This window comes from Aphanizomenon flos-aquae FACHB-1287 (assembly GCF_014698755.1).
GTDB lineage: Bacteria > Cyanobacteriota > Cyanobacteriia > Cyanobacteriales > Nostocaceae > Dolichospermum > Dolichospermum flosaquae.
Genome location: NZ_JACJTO010000002.1, coordinates 40,892 through 56,544, shown reverse-complemented (window position 1 = coordinate 56,544; position 15,653 = coordinate 40,892). Strand labels below are relative to the sequence as shown.

The 15,653-nt window shown below is 35.8% G+C and carries 18 protein-coding genes and 1 pseudogene; 8 read left to right on the top strand and 11 right to left on the bottom strand.

Translation table 11 applies throughout. From position 1 onward, the window contains the following. Window positions 1–362 precede the first annotated feature (362 nt). Window positions 363–656 (top strand): hypothetical protein, encoded by a 294-nt coding sequence (locus H6G44_RS01300; RefSeq protein WP_190384752.1) that lies wholly within the window; start codon window positions 363–365, stop codon window positions 654–656. A 96-nt stretch (window positions 657–752) separates the two neighbouring features. On the opposite strand, the gene trmFO is transcribed toward H6G44_RS01300, so the two are convergent. The 5 genes from trmFO to H6G44_RS01275 form a co-directional block, all read right to left on the bottom strand. Continuing rightward, a complete protein-coding gene (trmFO, locus tag H6G44_RS01295) occupies window positions 753–2,099 on the bottom strand; it encodes an FADH(2)-oxidizing methylenetetrahydrofolate--tRNA-(uracil(54)-C(5))-methyltransferase TrmFO (RefSeq protein WP_190384751.1) in 1,347 nt (448 codons plus the stop codon). A 27-nt stretch (window positions 2,100–2,126) separates the two neighbouring features. After that, window positions 2,127–2,291: a hypothetical protein gene (locus tag H6G44_RS01290; protein WP_242031613.1), complete on the bottom strand. Its 165-nt coding sequence runs from the start codon at window positions 2,289–2,291 to the stop codon at window positions 2,127–2,129. A gap of 47 nt (window positions 2,292–2,338) precedes the next feature. After that, complete coding sequence (locus tag H6G44_RS01285; RefSeq protein ID WP_190384750.1) at window positions 2,339–2,569, bottom strand: type II toxin-antitoxin system HicB family antitoxin; 231 nt, start codon at window positions 2,567–2,569, stop codon at window positions 2,339–2,341. A gap of 63 nt (window positions 2,570–2,632) precedes the next feature. After that, entirely contained in the window at window positions 2,633–3,310 is a 678-nt protein-coding gene (locus H6G44_RS01280; protein WP_190384749.1) for a retron system putative HNH endonuclease, read from the bottom strand. Next, window positions 3,307–4,560 carry an AAA family ATPase gene (locus tag H6G44_RS01275; RefSeq protein WP_190384748.1) on the bottom strand — a complete coding sequence of 418 codons (1,254 nt, stop codon included), beginning with the start codon at window positions 4,558–4,560 and terminating at the stop codon, window positions 3,307–3,309. The genes H6G44_RS01280 and H6G44_RS01275 overlap by 4 nt, the downstream gene beginning before the upstream one ends. Window positions 4,561–4,761: 201 nt before the next feature. On the opposite strand from H6G44_RS01275, the gene larE reads away from it, so the two are divergent. From larE to folK, 3 genes are all read left to right on the top strand, one after another. After that, the gene (gene larE, locus H6G44_RS01270) at window positions 4,762–5,586 is read left to right on the top strand and encodes an ATP-dependent sacrificial sulfur transferase LarE (RefSeq protein ID WP_190384747.1); all 825 of its coding nucleotides are present in this window, start codon (window positions 4,762–4,764) and stop codon (window positions 5,584–5,586) included. Window positions 5,587–5,739: 153 nt separating this feature from the next. Further along, a complete protein-coding gene (folB, locus tag H6G44_RS01265; RefSeq protein ID WP_190384865.1) occupies window positions 5,740–6,108 on the top strand; it encodes a dihydroneopterin aldolase in 369 nt (122 codons plus the stop codon). Window positions 6,109–6,146: 38 nt separating this feature from the next. Then, window positions 6,147–6,674: a 2-amino-4-hydroxy-6-hydroxymethyldihydropteridine diphosphokinase gene (folK, locus tag H6G44_RS01260; RefSeq protein ID WP_190384746.1), complete on the top strand. Its 528-nt coding sequence runs from the start codon at window positions 6,147–6,149 to the stop codon at window positions 6,672–6,674. Window positions 6,675–6,689: 15 nt separating this feature from the next. Here the strand turns inward: folK and queD are convergent, their stop codons facing one another. Next, window positions 6,690–7,115: a 6-carboxytetrahydropterin synthase QueD gene (gene queD / locus H6G44_RS01255; protein ID WP_190384745.1), complete on the bottom strand. Its 426-nt coding sequence runs from the start codon at window positions 7,113–7,115 to the stop codon at window positions 6,690–6,692. Window positions 7,116–7,632: 517 nt separating this feature from the next. Here queD and H6G44_RS01250 point away from each other — a divergent pair. Continuing rightward, complete coding sequence (locus tag H6G44_RS01250) at window positions 7,633–8,223, top strand: ferric reductase-like transmembrane domain-containing protein (protein ID WP_190384744.1); 591 nt, start codon at window positions 7,633–7,635, stop codon at window positions 8,221–8,223. Window positions 8,224–8,228: 5 nt separating this feature from the next. Here the strand turns inward: H6G44_RS01250 and H6G44_RS01245 are convergent, their stop codons facing one another. Next, window positions 8,229–8,531 carry a transposase gene (locus tag H6G44_RS01245; protein ID WP_190595353.1) on the bottom strand — a complete coding sequence of 101 codons (303 nt, stop codon included), beginning with the start codon at window positions 8,529–8,531 and terminating at the stop codon, window positions 8,229–8,231. 141 nt (window positions 8,532–8,672) lie between these two features. Then, window positions 8,673–8,780, bottom strand: a pseudogene (locus tag H6G44_RS01240) (gamma-glutamyltransferase); the annotation flags it as partial. An 85-nt stretch (window positions 8,781–8,865) separates the two neighbouring features. Here H6G44_RS01240 and H6G44_RS01235 point away from each other — a divergent pair. The 3 genes from H6G44_RS01235 to H6G44_RS01225 all read left to right on the top strand — a co-directional run bounded on the left by H6G44_RS01235 (window position 8,866) and on the right by H6G44_RS01225 (window position 11,860). Further along, a complete protein-coding gene (locus H6G44_RS01235; RefSeq protein WP_190384742.1) occupies window positions 8,866–9,144 on the top strand; it encodes a glutaredoxin family protein in 279 nt (92 codons plus the stop codon). A 277-nt stretch (window positions 9,145–9,421) separates the two neighbouring features. Beyond that, window positions 9,422–10,459, top strand: coding sequence for a class II fructose-bisphosphatase (gene glpX, locus H6G44_RS01230; RefSeq protein WP_190384741.1), 1,038 nt, complete (start codon window positions 9,422–9,424; stop codon window positions 10,457–10,459). A 120-nt stretch (window positions 10,460–10,579) separates the two neighbouring features. After that, window positions 10,580–11,860: a glutamyl-tRNA reductase gene (locus H6G44_RS01225; protein ID WP_190384740.1), complete on the top strand. Its 1,281-nt coding sequence runs from the start codon at window positions 10,580–10,582 to the stop codon at window positions 11,858–11,860. Window positions 11,861–11,922: 62 nt separating this feature from the next. On the opposite strand, the gene H6G44_RS01220 is transcribed toward H6G44_RS01225, so the two are convergent. The 3 genes from H6G44_RS01220 to H6G44_RS01210 all read right to left on the bottom strand — a co-directional run bounded on the left by H6G44_RS01220 (window position 11,923) and on the right by H6G44_RS01210 (window position 15,255). Next, window positions 11,923–13,239 (bottom strand): O-antigen ligase family protein, encoded by a 1,317-nt coding sequence (locus tag H6G44_RS01220; protein WP_190384739.1) that lies wholly within the window; start codon window positions 13,237–13,239, stop codon window positions 11,923–11,925. Beyond that, entirely contained in the window at window positions 13,221–14,063 is an 843-nt protein-coding gene (locus H6G44_RS01215; RefSeq protein ID WP_190384738.1) for a YaaW family protein, read from the bottom strand. Before H6G44_RS01215 ends, H6G44_RS01220 begins: the two co-directional genes overlap by 19 nt. A 250-nt stretch (window positions 14,064–14,313) precedes the next feature. After that, window positions 14,314–15,255 carry a LysR family transcriptional regulator gene (locus H6G44_RS01210; protein WP_190384737.1) on the bottom strand — a complete coding sequence of 314 codons (942 nt, stop codon included), beginning with the start codon at window positions 15,253–15,255 and terminating at the stop codon, window positions 14,314–14,316. Window positions 15,256–15,653: the final 398 nt, after the last annotated feature.

Here is a 15,653-nt window from a genome sequence, read left to right as displayed (position 1 = left end):
CCTTGATTTTCATGACTTCTACTAAATTTTATCTGATAGGGTGTTTGAAAAGTCTAAATTTATACATATACAAGCAGTTATAAACCGCCTCTACACAAGCGAAACCTACCTGCTTGGGTTTAAAAACATCTTCTGAGACTGTACAGAATAATCATTATCATTTATCTGCGTTTATCTGCGTTTATCTGCGTTTGATTATGATTAAATTGCTTACTTTACTATAATTTGATTTTAATTTGGTCTTGGTCAGAACGAACCACGGAGGACACGGAGAAATGAGAGTTTGGGAGGTTTTTGTGTCAGTTGTAAATTTTACAAAAATAAAGTTAAATTATATAGATTCAGTAAATCACTAAGTTTTTATGAAAATACGTCCAGTAATTTTACTATTTACTTTAGTTGTTCCTGGTTTTTTGGTAGTGTTAATATCTCTTTATTTTTTTGCTGTGGATTATAATGCGCTGATTAAAGCTGAAACTTACATAGAAAAAATTGCCAATGATAAAAAGTTTGATAAAGGAACTTTACAATTTGCATATCATCGAGCTTTAGCTCATCGAATTAATGTTTTTGCAGATGCTACTTGGGGATTATTAGGAGGTGTGATTACAGCGGTAGGTATTCATGGTTTGGTGATGTTAAAACAGAAGGATTAAAATACTTTTTATGAGGATCTTCTATATTTTAATTGTATGATTATGGCGGGCTAGAAGCCCACCCCACAAGAGTTTGATGGATTTTAGATATGCAAATTATCTGTATTTTTCTTCTTCAATGAAAATGCCTAAATTTTCTTTTTTCCAAGTTGCTAAATCTACTAAGGATCTGTCGCGGTAACGTCCATATTTTTCTGGTTTACTCTTGATTTTTACTCCCAAATCTGGGATAATTCCAAAGTTAGGAGCCATGGGTTGAAAATGTTTTGGTGCAGCGGATCTGATAAACTCAAATAATGCCCCCATCATGGTTGTAATAGGTAAAATTAGGGGTTCTTTTCCTAAGGCTAATCTAGCAGCATTTGTTCCCGCTAACCAACCTCCTGCAGATGCAGCAGTATAACCTTCTGTTCCTATTAATTGTCCCGCAGCTAATAAGGTTGGACGTTCTTTAAATTGCAAAGTTGCTAACATTAACTGGGGTGCATTTAAAAAAGTATTGCGGTGCATTACTCCTAATCTGACAAATTCGGCTGTTTCTAAACCAGGTATCATTTGAAATACTCGTTTTTGTTCACCCCAGCGCAAATTAGTTTGAAATCCTACCATATTCCAAAGTTGACCAGCTTTGTCTTCTTGTCGTAATTGAATTACCGCATAGTTACGTTCTCCCGTACGAGGATCAGATAAACCCACTGGTTTTAGTGGTCCATAACGCATGGTATCTTCCCCTCTTTTTGCCATTTCTTCAATTGGTAAACAAGCTTCAAAAAATTTCGCTGTTTCTCTTTCAAAGTCTTTTAATTCTGTTTGTTCTGCTTGACAAAGTGCTGATCGAAATTGTAAATACTGCTCTTTATTCATGGGACAATTTAGATAAGCTGCTTCACCTTTGTCATAACGAGAAGCCATAAATGCAATATCTTTATTGATAGAATCTCCGGTAATAATGGGACTTGCAGCATCAAAAAAGTTAAGATATTCCATCCCCGTAAATCGTTGTAAATCTGCGGCTAAATCGGGGCTGGTTAAGGGTCCTGAAGCTAAAACGACAATACCTTCGGGAATGGCTGTAACTTCCCCCCGTCGAAAATCAATTAAAGGGTGATTGGCTAGGGTTTTGGTCAAATCTTCCCCAAATTGTCCTCTGTCCACCGCCAAAGCCCCACCAGCGGGGACTGCGTGTTCATCTGCTTTAGAGATGACAATAGAACCGAGTTGGCGTAATTCTTCGTGTAATAGACCGGCGGCGCGATCGCTGGCCATAGCCCCAAAGGAGTTACTACAGACCAATTCGGCTAAATTTTCGGTATGATGGGCGGGGCTGAAGCGTTTAGGGCGCATCTCATGAAGAATTACAGGCACACCCGCTTGGGCTATTTGCCATGCTGCTTCTGTTCCTGCAAGTCCGCCGCCAATTACTTGTATCGGTTGTTGTGTCATAGTGATTTGAAATTTGAGATAAAATTATTATTCAAATAGAGAACGAGGTAGTTGAGATTGTCGAATAATTGACATTAATATACCAAGTTTAACAGATGAGTGATTAGGTACAATAGCAGTCAAAGTAGAGTCTTCTATTGCTTTTTGCATAACAATATGATCTTCCTTTTTGTCTAACTTCTGTAAAGCCATTGTCTTGTAAAATTTTACAGATTTCTTTACCTGATAGTAAGCGTAACTTACCCAACAGAAACCTCCAAATTAGTAATAAAAATTTCGCTTTTGAGACGAGTTTTTATTTCTGAAGGTGAAGCAAACTCTAAAAATAATTCAATTGCTTCTTTTAAATTATCTTTTGCTTCCTCAATGCTATCTCCTTGACTAGCAATATCTAATTCTGGACACAGGGAAACATACCCATTGTCTTCTTTTTCAATAATTACAGTAAATCTTTGTTTAATAGTTGGCATAGAATATGTAAACTCCTGAATATCTTTATATTATTATACTGTTTATTATCCACGAAATATGTTTTAACCTGGATTAATTGAATTACAGTAATAATTTTCTAAAATATAAACAATGGTAGCACAAAATGGTTGATACTTTCCGTCATCATTCAATTCTAAATAATCCTTAATAATATTCCTGATTTCCTCTTCATTAAAATCCTCATCTACTAATAATTCTAATTCTGCATCAATTGCAGCTTTACGCATTCTTTGTAACTTGGGAATATTCAAAGCTAATTTTTCTATTGTTGTTTCAGCAGCAACTTTTTTACTAGTTTCTTCTGTCGGTAAAATTTCACCAGCAGCAGAATATTTAAAAAACTCTCCACAATTTGCTATTAATGGTGAAACTAATAGTTTTTTATCATACCAATTATCTTTATCTTTTTGATGTCCACAATGTACAGGAACACGGGGTTTATCATCTTCTCCTTGACAGGAAACTATAAGATTAAAATAATCAAATCTCACAGTTTCATCTATACCTTGAGGTTTAAAATGTTCAATATGACAATTTCCTTTATCTATAGCAACACCACAATAACAACAAATATAACCTTGTTCTTTTAATAAAATTTCTAAAAGCTGACCTTTAACTACAGTTCTTCCAAAACTTTTCCAAGTAGGAATTTTAGCACCTTGCTTGATTTTCCATGTAGATAAACTATTTGGTTCTGCACTTTTTTGAATATATTTCATTTACGTAAAAGTCCTTTTCTCCTAATTAAAATATCCGCTTTTACAAATTGTGCTTCATCTTCACCAATTATTTCAGCTAACTCTTTTCTCAATTCTTTAGCAGCTTCTAAGTTTCCTTCATCAATTAAACGAAATAATTTTAAAAGGTCTTGTTTGATTTCTTGTGGACGTTCAGGAACATCCATTAAATCTTCTAATATTTGATTACTATCTCTACCATAGGAACTTTCAGGACGTTTAGCAATTATACCATCATTTGTTTTTTCTAGAATATAAATTCCTTGAGGTTTAATTTGACTAATCACTTGAGGAGAATGAGTAGTAACTATAAATTGACAATGAGGAAATGTTCTAGTTAAAGCTGGGATAATTTCTCTTTGCCATTTTGGATGTAAATGTAATTCAATTTCATCAATTAAAACTACTCCAAAACCATCAAGAGGATTTTCTAGCCCTGGGTTAGCAATAGCTAATCTTCTGGCTAAATCTCCTACCATTGCTAATAAGCATTTTTCCCCATCTGATAATTGATTAACTATTAATTCTTCTCCATTTTTTTGTAATGTCATTCTTAAAGGAGAACGACGGACACGCAATTTATTAAAATTGGGAATTAAGGAAGATATGGCTTGTCTAACTGCTTCTAATTCTTTATCTTTATAATAATTAAAATCTCGGAGTGTTTCACTTTCTATATCTTCTCTATTTCTAAACCATTGAAAAAAACTAGAAAAGCTAATTTTGCCACCTTCTAAGGCTTGATCATAAGCGTCTATTTGTTTAAATTCAGACTTACTAGGAACTTCTAAATTAATATCAATAACCGCTCTATTGGTAGGATAATAAATTATTAAAGGTATATTATATAGGAAATTACTATACCAATGTCTCCAAATAGCATTACAAGCTGCTCTTATTTTTTCATGTCCTGATTCTTCAGATACTCCATTACGATTTCTAAAGATTGTCCAACTATTTTCTCCTGGAGACAATATTGTAATATCTAATTTTGCAGCATTACTTTTATTTGCTATATCAAATTCATTAAATACTTTAACTTTTTCTTCACTATCACCAACACCACCTATCCATTGCACATAACGCGAAAGTAATAAAGAAAGAGCATCAAGAATACTTGATTTACCTACACCATTAATACCAATAAAAACGGTTGGTTCTTTTTCATCAAAATCTATTGTTAAATCACCAATTCCGCGAAAAGATTGCATTTTTAACTGTTTAATTCTCATAGTTCTCAAGAAAAATTAGCGAAATTAATGATATTTTATCTCATCTTTGTAATTCACTCAATAGTAAGTAAATAATAGATTATGAAAAATATTATAATACATAGTTGACATATTGGGTAATAAATTATTGAAAATATTGGTAATCTAATAATAACTAATGATTAAAATAGAAGTGGTTAGGCATTACGGGGTTTTAGTAGAATGAGTTGGACAGAAAAACTAGAGCAGTTAAAAGAGTTATTTACAGAAATGGAACAGGCTTTAATAGCCTATTCTGGGGGGGTTGACAGCACATTAGTGGCTAAGATCGCTTATGATGTTTTAGGCGATCGCGCATTGGCTGTAACTGCGGTTTCTCCTTCTCTATTACCAGAAGAATTAGAAGACGCAAAAATTCAAGCCGCAACCATCGGAATATCTCATAAAATTGTCCAAACACAGGAAATGGACAATCCTAATTACACATCTAATCCAGTCAATCGTTGTTATTTTTGTAAAAGTGAATTACATGATACCCTGAAACCCTTGGCTTTAGAACTAGGTTATCCCTATGTGGTAGATGGTGTAAATGCAGACGATTTACATGATTATCGTCCAGGAATCCAAGCCGCAAAAGAAAGAGGTGCAAGATCACCTTTAGCAGAAATTGGTGTGACTAAAGCCGAAGTGAGGCAAATTTCCCAAAAACTAGGTTTACCTTGGTGGGATAAACCCGCTCAACCTTGTTTAAGTTCGCGCTTTCCCTACGGTGAAGAAATTACTATAGCCAAATTACAGCGGGTAGGTAGAGCCGAAATTTATTTACGAACTCTAGGGTGGCAAAATTTACGAGTCCGTTCTGAGGGTGATACAGCTAAAATCGAATTATCACCAGATAAAATTAAAGATTTTGTGACAATGACAGATTTACCAAGTCTAGTATCTGTATTTCAAAACTGGGGATTTATTTATATAACTTTGGATTTAGAAGGTTATCGTAGTGGTAAATTAAATCAGGTTTTACCACCAGTTGCTTTACAAAAATAATAAATCTAAAACAGAACCTTGTCTAGATGGGCAGGGTTTGTTTTTAATATTCGGTTTTTTACATCTTGGTTAAATCCTATCGATTTTATTTTTGTGTAGGCTATTCAATTTAAAATCTAAAATGGTCGGGTAATGATTTATAATCAGGGTTTTATGGACTGTATTCATTTAACAGGGATTCGCGGTTATGGCTATGTTGGGTATTTACCGGAAGAAAAGATATTAGGACAATGGTTTGAGGTGGATTTGAAATTATGGGTCGATCTTGCTCAAGCTACGGAGACTGATGCTATTAAAGATACGGTAGATTATCGTAATATTATTAGTTTAGTCCAGAACTTGCTAAAAACATCTAAATTTGATTTATTAGAAAGGTTGGCAGGTGCGATCGCTGATGCTATTCTTCAAGAAAGTAGTCTAACCACCCAAGTACAAGTTATTCTCATTAAACCTGCTGCACCAATTCCTGATTTTGATGGTAATATTCGCATTGAATTGACTAGAAGTAAATCCAATCTATAGAAGGAAATCACAAAATTTATAATTGATAACTCTGATCAATGGAAAACGATAAAACCTTCATTAAGTATAATACCGCAGGTAGTCGTTCCGCCATCGCTTTTGGTAGTAATATTGGGGAATCCCTGGCTATTTTAGAAGGTGCAATTAAAACCCTAGAAAAAACTCTGGGTATTACCATAAAAGCCAAATCTAGTTGGTACAGAACCGCTCCCGTAGGCGGACCATCACAACCAGATTATTTAAACGGTGCAGCTATTTTAGAAGTGCAACTCAGTCCACAGAAATTGTTGGATACTCTGCTCAATATTGAACAAGAATTTGGTCGAGTTCGTCAAAAACATTGGGGACCTAGAACCCTAGATTTAGATATACTACTATTTGATGACTTAATTTTAGAAACACCAGATTTACAAATTCCCCATCCCCGAATGACCCAGAGAGCCTTTGTTTTAGTTCCATTAGCGGAAATTGCCCCAGATTGGATAGAACCAGTTTCTAGAGAACCTATTTCACAACTCCTGCAAAAATTAGACTGTTCCAATGTTAGTTTGTCTATCAATTTATAAGCTTTTCATATTAATTTAAAAGCCCAAAAAATTAACTTTTCCCTTTGAGTAAATACATTGACTGGTACAAGTTTCATCAATTCTAACTGCGACAAGTCCGGGAATTTGGGGTTCAAGCTGTTCATAAATCCATTTAGCGATCGCTTCACTGGTAGGATTAGTTAAACCTGTGGATTCATTTAAATGGTAATGATCCAGATAATTTTCCAACAGTGGTTTTATATATTTTGATATATCACCATAATCCATAATCATCCCCTGTTTAACACCTGAATTGATCAGTTTATCCCCGGCAACATAGACAACACCGCGCCAAGAATGACCATGTAATCTAGAACATTTACCATCATGGTTCGGTAATTGGTGAGCAGCTTCAAATCTGAATTCCTTACCAATTATCCAAGTTTCTAAAAAAGATTCCGATTCCGATTTTGAAGTCATTATTATATCCTAAATTCCCCAATACACTGCATTTTTTTGTTTTGTTAAAATAAGTAAATTGACTTAAAACCAGTATAGTTCAGTTAAAGATAATTGTAGGTTGGCTAGAACAAAGTGAAACCCAACATTTCTAAGATTTTGCTCGGTTTTGTTTATTAACCCAAATTACACATACAGCGGTTTCCGCTCTTATGAAGTACAAAGTTGAATCATCAAACTCTTGTGGTGCGGGCATACTATGCGACAAGCTCAGTACAAGTCTTGCCCGCTGTATATACGCGACAATGAGCAAGTTTTGACGGTCAATGTAGAATAAATACCCGGACTAAATCTTGTGGTGCGGACATCCTACCCGATGGAATTATATAAATCAGCCTCATAGCATACTAAAAAATTTTTTTCAACTACCTTAAGACAGATGATTATTTGTTACTAATCGTAGTAAAATACAACCGTATTATCCGATCTAAAGAATCTAAAAATATAGCTGCTATCTAAGAAAAACTCATAAAAACTTATGAAAAGTCATAAAAACTTGAATGACAGTTTTGGTTTTGTCGCGTTAGTATTTATTAATTACATTCTCAGTGCTATGCTATTTTTTTTGATACCATATATTGATTATGCGAATATTATGGGTGTTTTGTCTTTGATATATTATGCACTGACTATTATTCCTACTATAATCAAAACACTTTTTCCGAATTTTTATAAGCAACAATATATTTGGAAAAGCTTGTTAAAAAACCGACGTTACACAGGCGTTACTGCTTTTTGTTTTGCTTGGAGTCATGCTGGATTATTGATTTGGCAAAAATCTTTAAATTTCTTAGATTTCAATACTTGCCTCCAATACTTTCAAGGTTTATCATTAATTATCATTTTCACAATTCTAGCTATAACATCTAATGACGAAAGTATTAGAACACTTAAAACAAATTGGAAAAAAATACACAATTTAACCTATCTATGTTTGTTTATACTTCCCTGGCATATTTTAGATAAAATGTTCGGACACTGGAGTTATCTCACTCCCTTTGCAGTTATTTTATCTATTAGTTTATCTTTGCTTTTTGTGACTAGAAAAATAATTGAAATCAAGCAATAGCAGGGCTATTTTATTCTAACTAATTGCTTCAGTGTGCTAAGACCAAAACAGGCAAATCTTTGTGCTTGAGCCATATTTTTAAAGTCATGAGAACGGTAAAGATTTAGAGCTAAATTACGAGCTACGGCAAAAATTTGAACTAATCCATTAGTACGAATGGGAGAATGATCTTCGCCTTGAGTCACATCTCGAACATAATGCACTTTATTTTCAACATCCCAATAGCTGCGAATCTTTTGAGCAAAATCTTTAAGTAACCCGGATTGATTAGCTTTCAATGCACCGATGTAGTCATTACCACTATCCACAATCAACTGGCAAGTTTTTTTTGAGTATTAATAGCATCAAAGGCAAAAATCACTCCTTTTGCCGCTATTTGTGTAAGCATCGGTGGTAAGGCTTTAATTTCATTACTAGTAATACACGCCGAATTGCGCTGTATGATGGCAAAAGGCATTTGCTACCCCTGAAGCAGCCGCAAAAGCATCCATTTCGTTATTTAAAAATATTCCTGTTCCCGGTGTGACAATCCCCGCACCAAGGAGATTATTAGGTGTTTTGTTTTGGTGATTAGGGGCATTTTTAACGGCATTTTTAGTTAAAATAATCATAAAACACATTTTCATCATTTAATCTCAACTTATGCAATTAATTCTTTACAGTAAACCCGGTTGTCATCTTTGCGAAGGGTTACAGGAAAAACTAGAACAAATTAAAAATCTCAGTTTTGAATTAGAAATTCGAGATATTACCACCCATGACCCTTGGTTTGCAGCATATCAATATGAAGTACCTGTACTGCATTTAGTCACCAGCAACGGTACAGAAAAAATGATACCTCGTCCTTCTCCCCGTTTAAGTGTTGAACGATTGGAAAAAATGTTAGGTGACTATGCAAAAAATCACCTTAGCAACACTTAACCATTTATATATTTATAATTTACATCACAACACATAACTTATAATGCGCGCTAAATAGTAAACCCTGTTGATCTAAAAATATGCCTTAAAAATAGCCAAAATATTTTCCCCGCACCCTACCCCTAAAATCTCATTGTTGACTGGACCATTATTTGCAAAACTTAATATAGTTGCTATTTCAGACTTTTTGCCAATATGTATCCGTACTTTGGTAGACTTGAAAACTGAAATAGCTAAGAAAAAAACGCTAAGACAAGTAATTTAGAGGGCAGACTCCGTGGAAAATACTCTTGGGTTAGAGATTATAGAAGTAGTTGAGCAAGCAGCGATCGCTTCTTCCAAGTGGATGGGTAAGGGCGAAAAAAACATTGCTGACCAAGTAGCAGTAGAAGCTATGCGCGAACGGATGAATAAAATCCATATGCGTGGTCGCATCGTTATCGGTGAAGGCGAACGGGACGAAGCTCCTATGCTGTACATTGGTGAAGAAGTTGGTATCTGTACTCAACCAGATGCCGCCGATTTCTGTAATGTTAATGAGCTTGTAGAAATTGACATTGCTGTTGATCCTTGCGAAGGTACTAACCTAGTTGCTTATGGTCAAAATGGCTCAATGGCCGTTTTAGCAATTTCTGAAAAGGGCGGTTTATTTGCTGCTCCTGATTTCTACATGAAGAAACTCGCAGCGCCCGCAGCCGCTAGAGGTCATGTTGATATCAACAAATCTGCTACAGAAAACCTAAAAATTCTCTCTGAGTGCTTAAACCGTGCTGTAGAAGAATTGGTAGTAGTCGTGATGGATCGTCCCCGTCACAATGACCTCATTAAAGAAATCCGTACCGCCGGCGCAAGAGTTAGACTAATTAGCGATGGTGACGTTTCTGCTGCTATTTGTTGCGCGTTCTCTGGTACTCATATTCATGCCTTAATGGGTATCGGTGCTGCTCCCGAAGGTGTAATTTCTGCTGCGGCTTTACGTTGCTTGGGTGGACACTTTCAAGGACAATTGATCTATGATCCAGCAGTTGTGCAAACTGGTTTAATTGGTGAAAGCAGAGAAGGTAATCTAGCCCGGTTACATGAAATGGGTATTACTGATGGTGACAAGGTTTATAACGCTAATGAGTTAGCATCTGGTGAAACAGTGCTATTTGCCGGTTGCGGTATCACCCCTGGAACTCTCATGGATGGTGTGCGTTACTTCTCCGGTGGTGCTAGAACCCAAAGCTTGGTTATTTCCAGCCAATCTAAAACCGCTCGCTTTGTCGATACAGTTCACTTGTGGCAAGAACCCAAGATGATCCAACTACGGTAATCACTGGTGATTTGTGATAGGTAATTGGTGATTGGGGAAGAAAAAACTATTACCAATTACCTATTACCTATTACCCATTACCCATTACCCATTACCCATTACCTATTACCAATTTAAGAAATGAATATTGCCGTGGTGGGGTTAAGCCATAAAACAGCCCCAATAGAAGTTAGAGAAAAATTAAGTATTCCTGAAGCGCAAATCGAAGGAGCAATTGCTCATCTTCTCAGTTATCCTCATGTTGATGAAGTTACTATTCTCAGCACTTGTAACCGCTTAGAGATTTATATCGTTAGCAGCGAAACTACTCAGGGAATTAATGAGGTTACTCAGTTTCTTTCTGAACATAGCAAACTACCAATTATCTCTTTACGACATCATCTATTTATGCTACTTCACACTGATGCTGTTACTCATGTATTACGAGTTTCAGCAGGTTTAGATAGTTTAGTGCTAGGTGAGGGGCAAATCTTAGCTCAAGTTAAACATACTCATAAACTTGGACAGCAATTTAATGGCATTAAAACCATTTTAAATCGGTTATTTAAACAAGCTTTAACAGCGGGTAAACGAGTTCGCACAGAAACTAGTATTGGTACTGGTGCTGTTTCTATCAGTTCGGCAGCCGTAGAATTAGCACAGATGAAAGTAGGAAATTTATCTACTTATCGGATATCTATTCTCGGTGCGGGGAAAATGTCCCGATTGTTGGTACAACACTTAATTTCTAAAGGTGCAAATCACATAAGTATTGTTAATCGTTCCCGGGGCAGGGCTGAAGAATTGGTGAAGTTGTTCCCAGAACAACCTATACAAATTCATTTATTGTCGGCAACAATGTCAATAATTGCCGAAAGTGATATAGTATTTACTAGCACCTCATCAACCGAACCCATTCTAGATCGGGCGAAATTGGAAACGGTGTTAGAACCCAATCAAAAATTAATGTTATTTGATATTTCTGTCCCGCGCAATGTGGATGCAGATGTGAATGATTTAGCCAACGTCAAAGCCTTTAATGTTGATGATTTGAAGGCAGTTGTAGCCCAAAATTATGAAAGTCGGCGACAAATGGCGCAAGAAGCTGAGAAGATATTAGATGAAGAAGTGGAAGCTTTTGATGTGTGGTGGCGAAGTTTAGAGACAGTATCTACAATTAGTTCTCTACGCAATAAAATAGAAGCCATCCGGGAACAAGAATTAGAAAAAGCTTTATCTCGCTTAGGTTCGGAATTTGGCGAAAAGCATCAAGAGGTAATTGAAGCTTTGACGCGGGGAATAGTTAATAAGATTCTCCATGATCCGATGGTGCAACTACGCGCCCAGCAAGATGTAGAAGCGAGAAGACGATGTATGCAAACTCTGCAAATGTTATTTAACTTAGAGACAGAGTTTAGCTGAAATCAACAACAATCAAGCGAAACCTATAAGCATACTGGGAATTTATTCTCAGTCTGCTTATTTTAATTTTTCATAGCGTTTTTACCCTGTAGAGAAAGTGCATATTGATACATAACCCCACACAAGGACGCTACAAAAACCCAAGAAAGAGTATTCAACCGGATATCAAAAGTGGTAACATCAACAATATTAAATAGTATCCACCCGATAAAAGTGATCAGATAACTAAAGAAAATTAATCTATTTTCTGGTTCTATAGATTTAGATTTCCATAAAAGTTGACTAGCTGTAATTAATATCCAAATTAGTAACCCACAAAATAGTAAAGTAGTAATTAACCCAGTTTCCGCAGACAGCATTAAAAATAAGTTATGGGGATGATTGACATCAATTTGTATCTGGTTTTTATAAAGTCCTCCAAAACTGCGTAAACCTGAACCAGTCAAAGGATGTTGTTGAGTTAGATTCCAGGCAAATTCCCATTGGGTTTTCCGCATTAATCCCACTGGTCTATCAGGAAACATATCATCATTTAACCGCGCCCAAATACCGTAGGGAACAAAAAGGCGGAAAAATTGGGCAATAGGTGAAGGTGCAAAAGCTGCTAAGAAAAAACAACTGGTAATACTAACAACAACAGTAACAATTAATCGCCAACCTCGATATAAAGCATAAGCTAAACAGGTAAAAATAGTTATACCCCAACCATTCCGAGAATTAGTTAAAATCAAGGCGATAAAGTTAGCAAATACCGTAATTGTTAAAAAGATAATTAGGGGATTTTTTTGTTTAAGTTTGTGATAGTTTTCTAACCATAAACCTAAACCTAAAATAAAAATAGTTACTAAATATGCGGCTAAAGTATTAGGGTGCATGAAATTAGAAGCCATGCGTCCTGATAATGATTTTTCTGGTGCAACTATCCAATCAAAAACAATCCATAAAAACTGAAATTGGAAATTCCAACCCAGAAATAATTGCCCAAAACCTATGATTAAAATAGGTACAGAACCAAACACCATGATCCAAGAAATTTGTCGTAATTGTGCAGGTGTTTGAATCAGGGGAGTGAGTCCAGTAAAAAAGAAAAAGAAAGGTAATAAGTTAAATAAACCCAAAAAAGCATCTAATTTGTGAGGGGCAAATCCGGTACTAATGAGCAATAATATACTCAAAATAGCAAATCCCTTGTGAATTGGATTCTGGCTAATAATCTGATGTTGTTTGCGCCAAGTTAGCAATGATGCCACAACTATAGAAATACCACCCAGAAATGGACTCAGGGGAAAAGATAGTAGTCCAAATTGTAGCCAATTCCATGGGGTTTGTAAGCGGGAATTTGGATGATAAAAAGTTTTATTTAGGCGATTTCCCAACATTCTGTACGGGTAAGACGAATTTGTGCGAGGGTGAAGATAGTAGGAATAATTCTGCCATAGTTTGTGGAGATTGCTCTCCAACCCAAATCAGCAAAAAACCAAGCCCACATTACAGGACCGACAAAAGCAAACGCACTACGAACAGCACCATAACGGGCTGCACTCATGGTCATACCGCGGCGGGACATTTGTAAAGTTACATAGTTTTGAAACTGCTTGGTTGCTAATCCTGCACCTGTAATTGCAGCTTCCTTAGCTACTTGATAGGTAGCAAAATGAATAGCAAATTGACGGGCGATTTGTTGAAGAATAAAAGGTTGAATTACAGAAGTTATAGCTAAGGCACTACCACCTTTAAATATTAATCCTAAAGGATCACGTTGTAATGATAATGGTAATGGTTGTTTAAATTTTGATTGTGATAATTGACTTTGGACATTAGTAGTTAATTGTTGCTTTTCTTGTTTGGGTAACTTTTTCCAAACTTTTCCCAACAGATGTAAAAATACTTCTGCTTCTAAATCAATTGTTGTTAGGTCTTGATAATAATGGATTTTCAAATATTTACATACTTGAATTAGGGCTTGTCGGTAAGTTACTTGATCAGTACGTCCTCGTAATACTGTGATTCCGTCAGCCGCTAAAAAACGAAAGCGATCTTCGATAGCATCTAACCAAGCTTGACGCTCTTGGCTTTGCACTGCAATAGGTTCGGGTGTGTGAACATAATCTAAGGGGTTAAACTTGCGACTAAATAGAATAGCTGTCAAGTCCTGTAGTTCCCTTTCTGTCGCCAGTTCCAATACGTCCCTGAGTTCTTCCAATTTACCTTCCTCTCTTCTGTACAGCTTTGTCTGTAACCTATTCTACTACCTACATTTCACAGATGTAACTGATCTGAACTGGTAATTTTGAAAATCAAGCCCAAAATATTGTTCCTAAGTCTCAATTTTGGGCTTTAATTTCACTTTTTATTCATTATTAAACCCTAGATACAGTAGATTGCAGATAAATTAGGTAGAGACTCTCACTTCAAAACCAGTCCCCTGATTTCTGCTGTAACTACAGCTTAATTTAAGAATTGGTATTCATGAAATTATGATCTAAGATTAAACCACCTTGCTGGGTAATTTTTTTCGCAGCATCTAAAAGATATTCATAGTAAGTATAAGCAATAATGGATAACTGCTTACCAGCGGGATGAATAATATACCAATTGCGTTTAATGGGAAAGTGTTGAACATCTAAAATGCTAAATTCCGCAGCGTCACTTAACATTGTATGACGGGATAACACAGAAATACCTAAGCCTCCTGCGATCGCTTGCTTAATTGCTTCATTACTTCCCAACTCCAATTTTACCTTCACTTTGATCCCATGTTCCTCTAATAGACTTTGGACAGCACTGCGAGTTCCTGAACCTGGTTCACGCATAATAAACGGTTCTTCTCCCAAACGTTCAATAGGAATATTTTTTTCCTTCTTTAAGGGATGATTAGCTGGTGCAAAAACTACTAAGGGGTTTTCTAAAAATGGCTCGAAATTGACATCAAAATGATCAGGAATTTGACTCATAATATACAAGTCATCCAAATTATTCATCATTCGATCTAAAATTAGTTCATGATTGGTGACTTGAAGAGAAATATCAATTCCAGGGTAAAGCTGACAAAAAGGACCCAACAATCTGGGAATAATATACTTAGCAGTGGTAATTACACCCAGTCTTAATTGTCCTTGTTTTAATCCTTTTAAATTAGCGATAGTCATTTGAAACTTATCCATAGTCTCAAAAATTTGCCGACAAGTAGCAAATAATTCTCGTCCCGCTTGCGTCAAGTATAAGCGCTTTCCTACCTGCTCAAATAATGGTAAACCAACTGATCTAGTTAGTTGTTTGATTTGCATGGATATGGTAGGCTGAGTCAAAAACAACTCTTCCGCAGCGCGTGTAAAACTACCATGTCGGGCAGCGGCCTCGAACACCTTCAACTGGTGCAATGTCGCTTGGTTCAAGGTTATTCTCCTCTGATAACAATTTGTAATGATATCTTGGTATTTTACAACACTAAGTAATTTTAAGTGTTATTTATACAAAGTTCTGAACCTTAGTATATATAAAAATGTACCTTCAGAGTTTATAGAAAAAGCTTATAGGGTGTGTAAACCCCTTGCTGGTAAACTAGGGATAGGAGGCTACAGGTTAATTAATCTGTAATGGTGTGTTAAGTACCCAATTATAATTAATTGTACATCATAATTGAAAACAAGAATATCTGTATTTCTTACTAGTTCCCTGTTCCCTCTCCTAACCGTAAAATTTTGCACAACTATTTATCTCATCTACCCTCTTGTTTACCCTATTCTATCAGTGGTTTGTCTATCCTATTAGAAAAAATCATGTTGCTGGGTGG

Coding starts and splice junctions, on each gene's coding strand:
- H6G44_RS01300 (WP_190384752.1), top strand. CDS start 363: ATGAAAATACGTCCAGTAATTTTACTATTTACTTTAGTTGTTCCTGGT.
- folB (WP_190384865.1), top strand. CDS start 5,740: ATGGACTGTATTCATTTAACAGGGATTCGCGGTTATGGCTATGTTGGG.
- H6G44_RS01220 (WP_190384739.1), bottom strand. CDS start 13,239: ATGTTGGGAAATCGCCTAAATAAAACTTTTTATCATCCAAATTCCCGC.
- H6G44_RS01290 (WP_242031613.1), bottom strand. CDS start 2,291: ATGGCTTTACAGAAGTTAGACAAAAAGGAAGATCATATTGTTATGCAA.
- H6G44_RS01275 (WP_190384748.1), bottom strand. CDS start 4,560: ATGAGAATTAAACAGTTAAAAATGCAATCTTTTCGCGGAATTGGTGAT.
- larE (WP_190384747.1), top strand. CDS start 4,762: ATGAGTTGGACAGAAAAACTAGAGCAGTTAAAAGAGTTATTTACAGAA.
- H6G44_RS01285 (WP_190384750.1), bottom strand. CDS start 2,569: ATGCCAACTATTAAACAAAGATTTACTGTAATTATTGAAAAAGAAGAC.
- H6G44_RS01235 (WP_190384742.1), top strand. CDS start 8,866: ATGCAATTAATTCTTTACAGTAAACCCGGTTGTCATCTTTGCGAAGGG.
- H6G44_RS01225 (WP_190384740.1), top strand. CDS start 10,580: ATGAATATTGCCGTGGTGGGGTTAAGCCATAAAACAGCCCCAATAGAA.
- H6G44_RS01280 (WP_190384749.1), bottom strand. CDS start 3,310: ATGAAATATATTCAAAAAAGTGCAGAACCAAATAGTTTATCTACATGG.
- queD (WP_190384745.1), bottom strand. CDS start 7,115: ATGACTTCAAAATCGGAATCGGAATCTTTTTTAGAAACTTGGATAATT.
- trmFO (WP_190384751.1), bottom strand. CDS start 2,099: ATGACACAACAACCGATACAAGTAATTGGCGGCGGACTTGCAGGAACA.
- H6G44_RS01250 (WP_190384744.1), top strand. CDS start 7,633: ATGAAAAGTCATAAAAACTTGAATGACAGTTTTGGTTTTGTCGCGTTA.
- folK (WP_190384746.1), top strand. CDS start 6,147: ATGGAAAACGATAAAACCTTCATTAAGTATAATACCGCAGGTAGTCGT.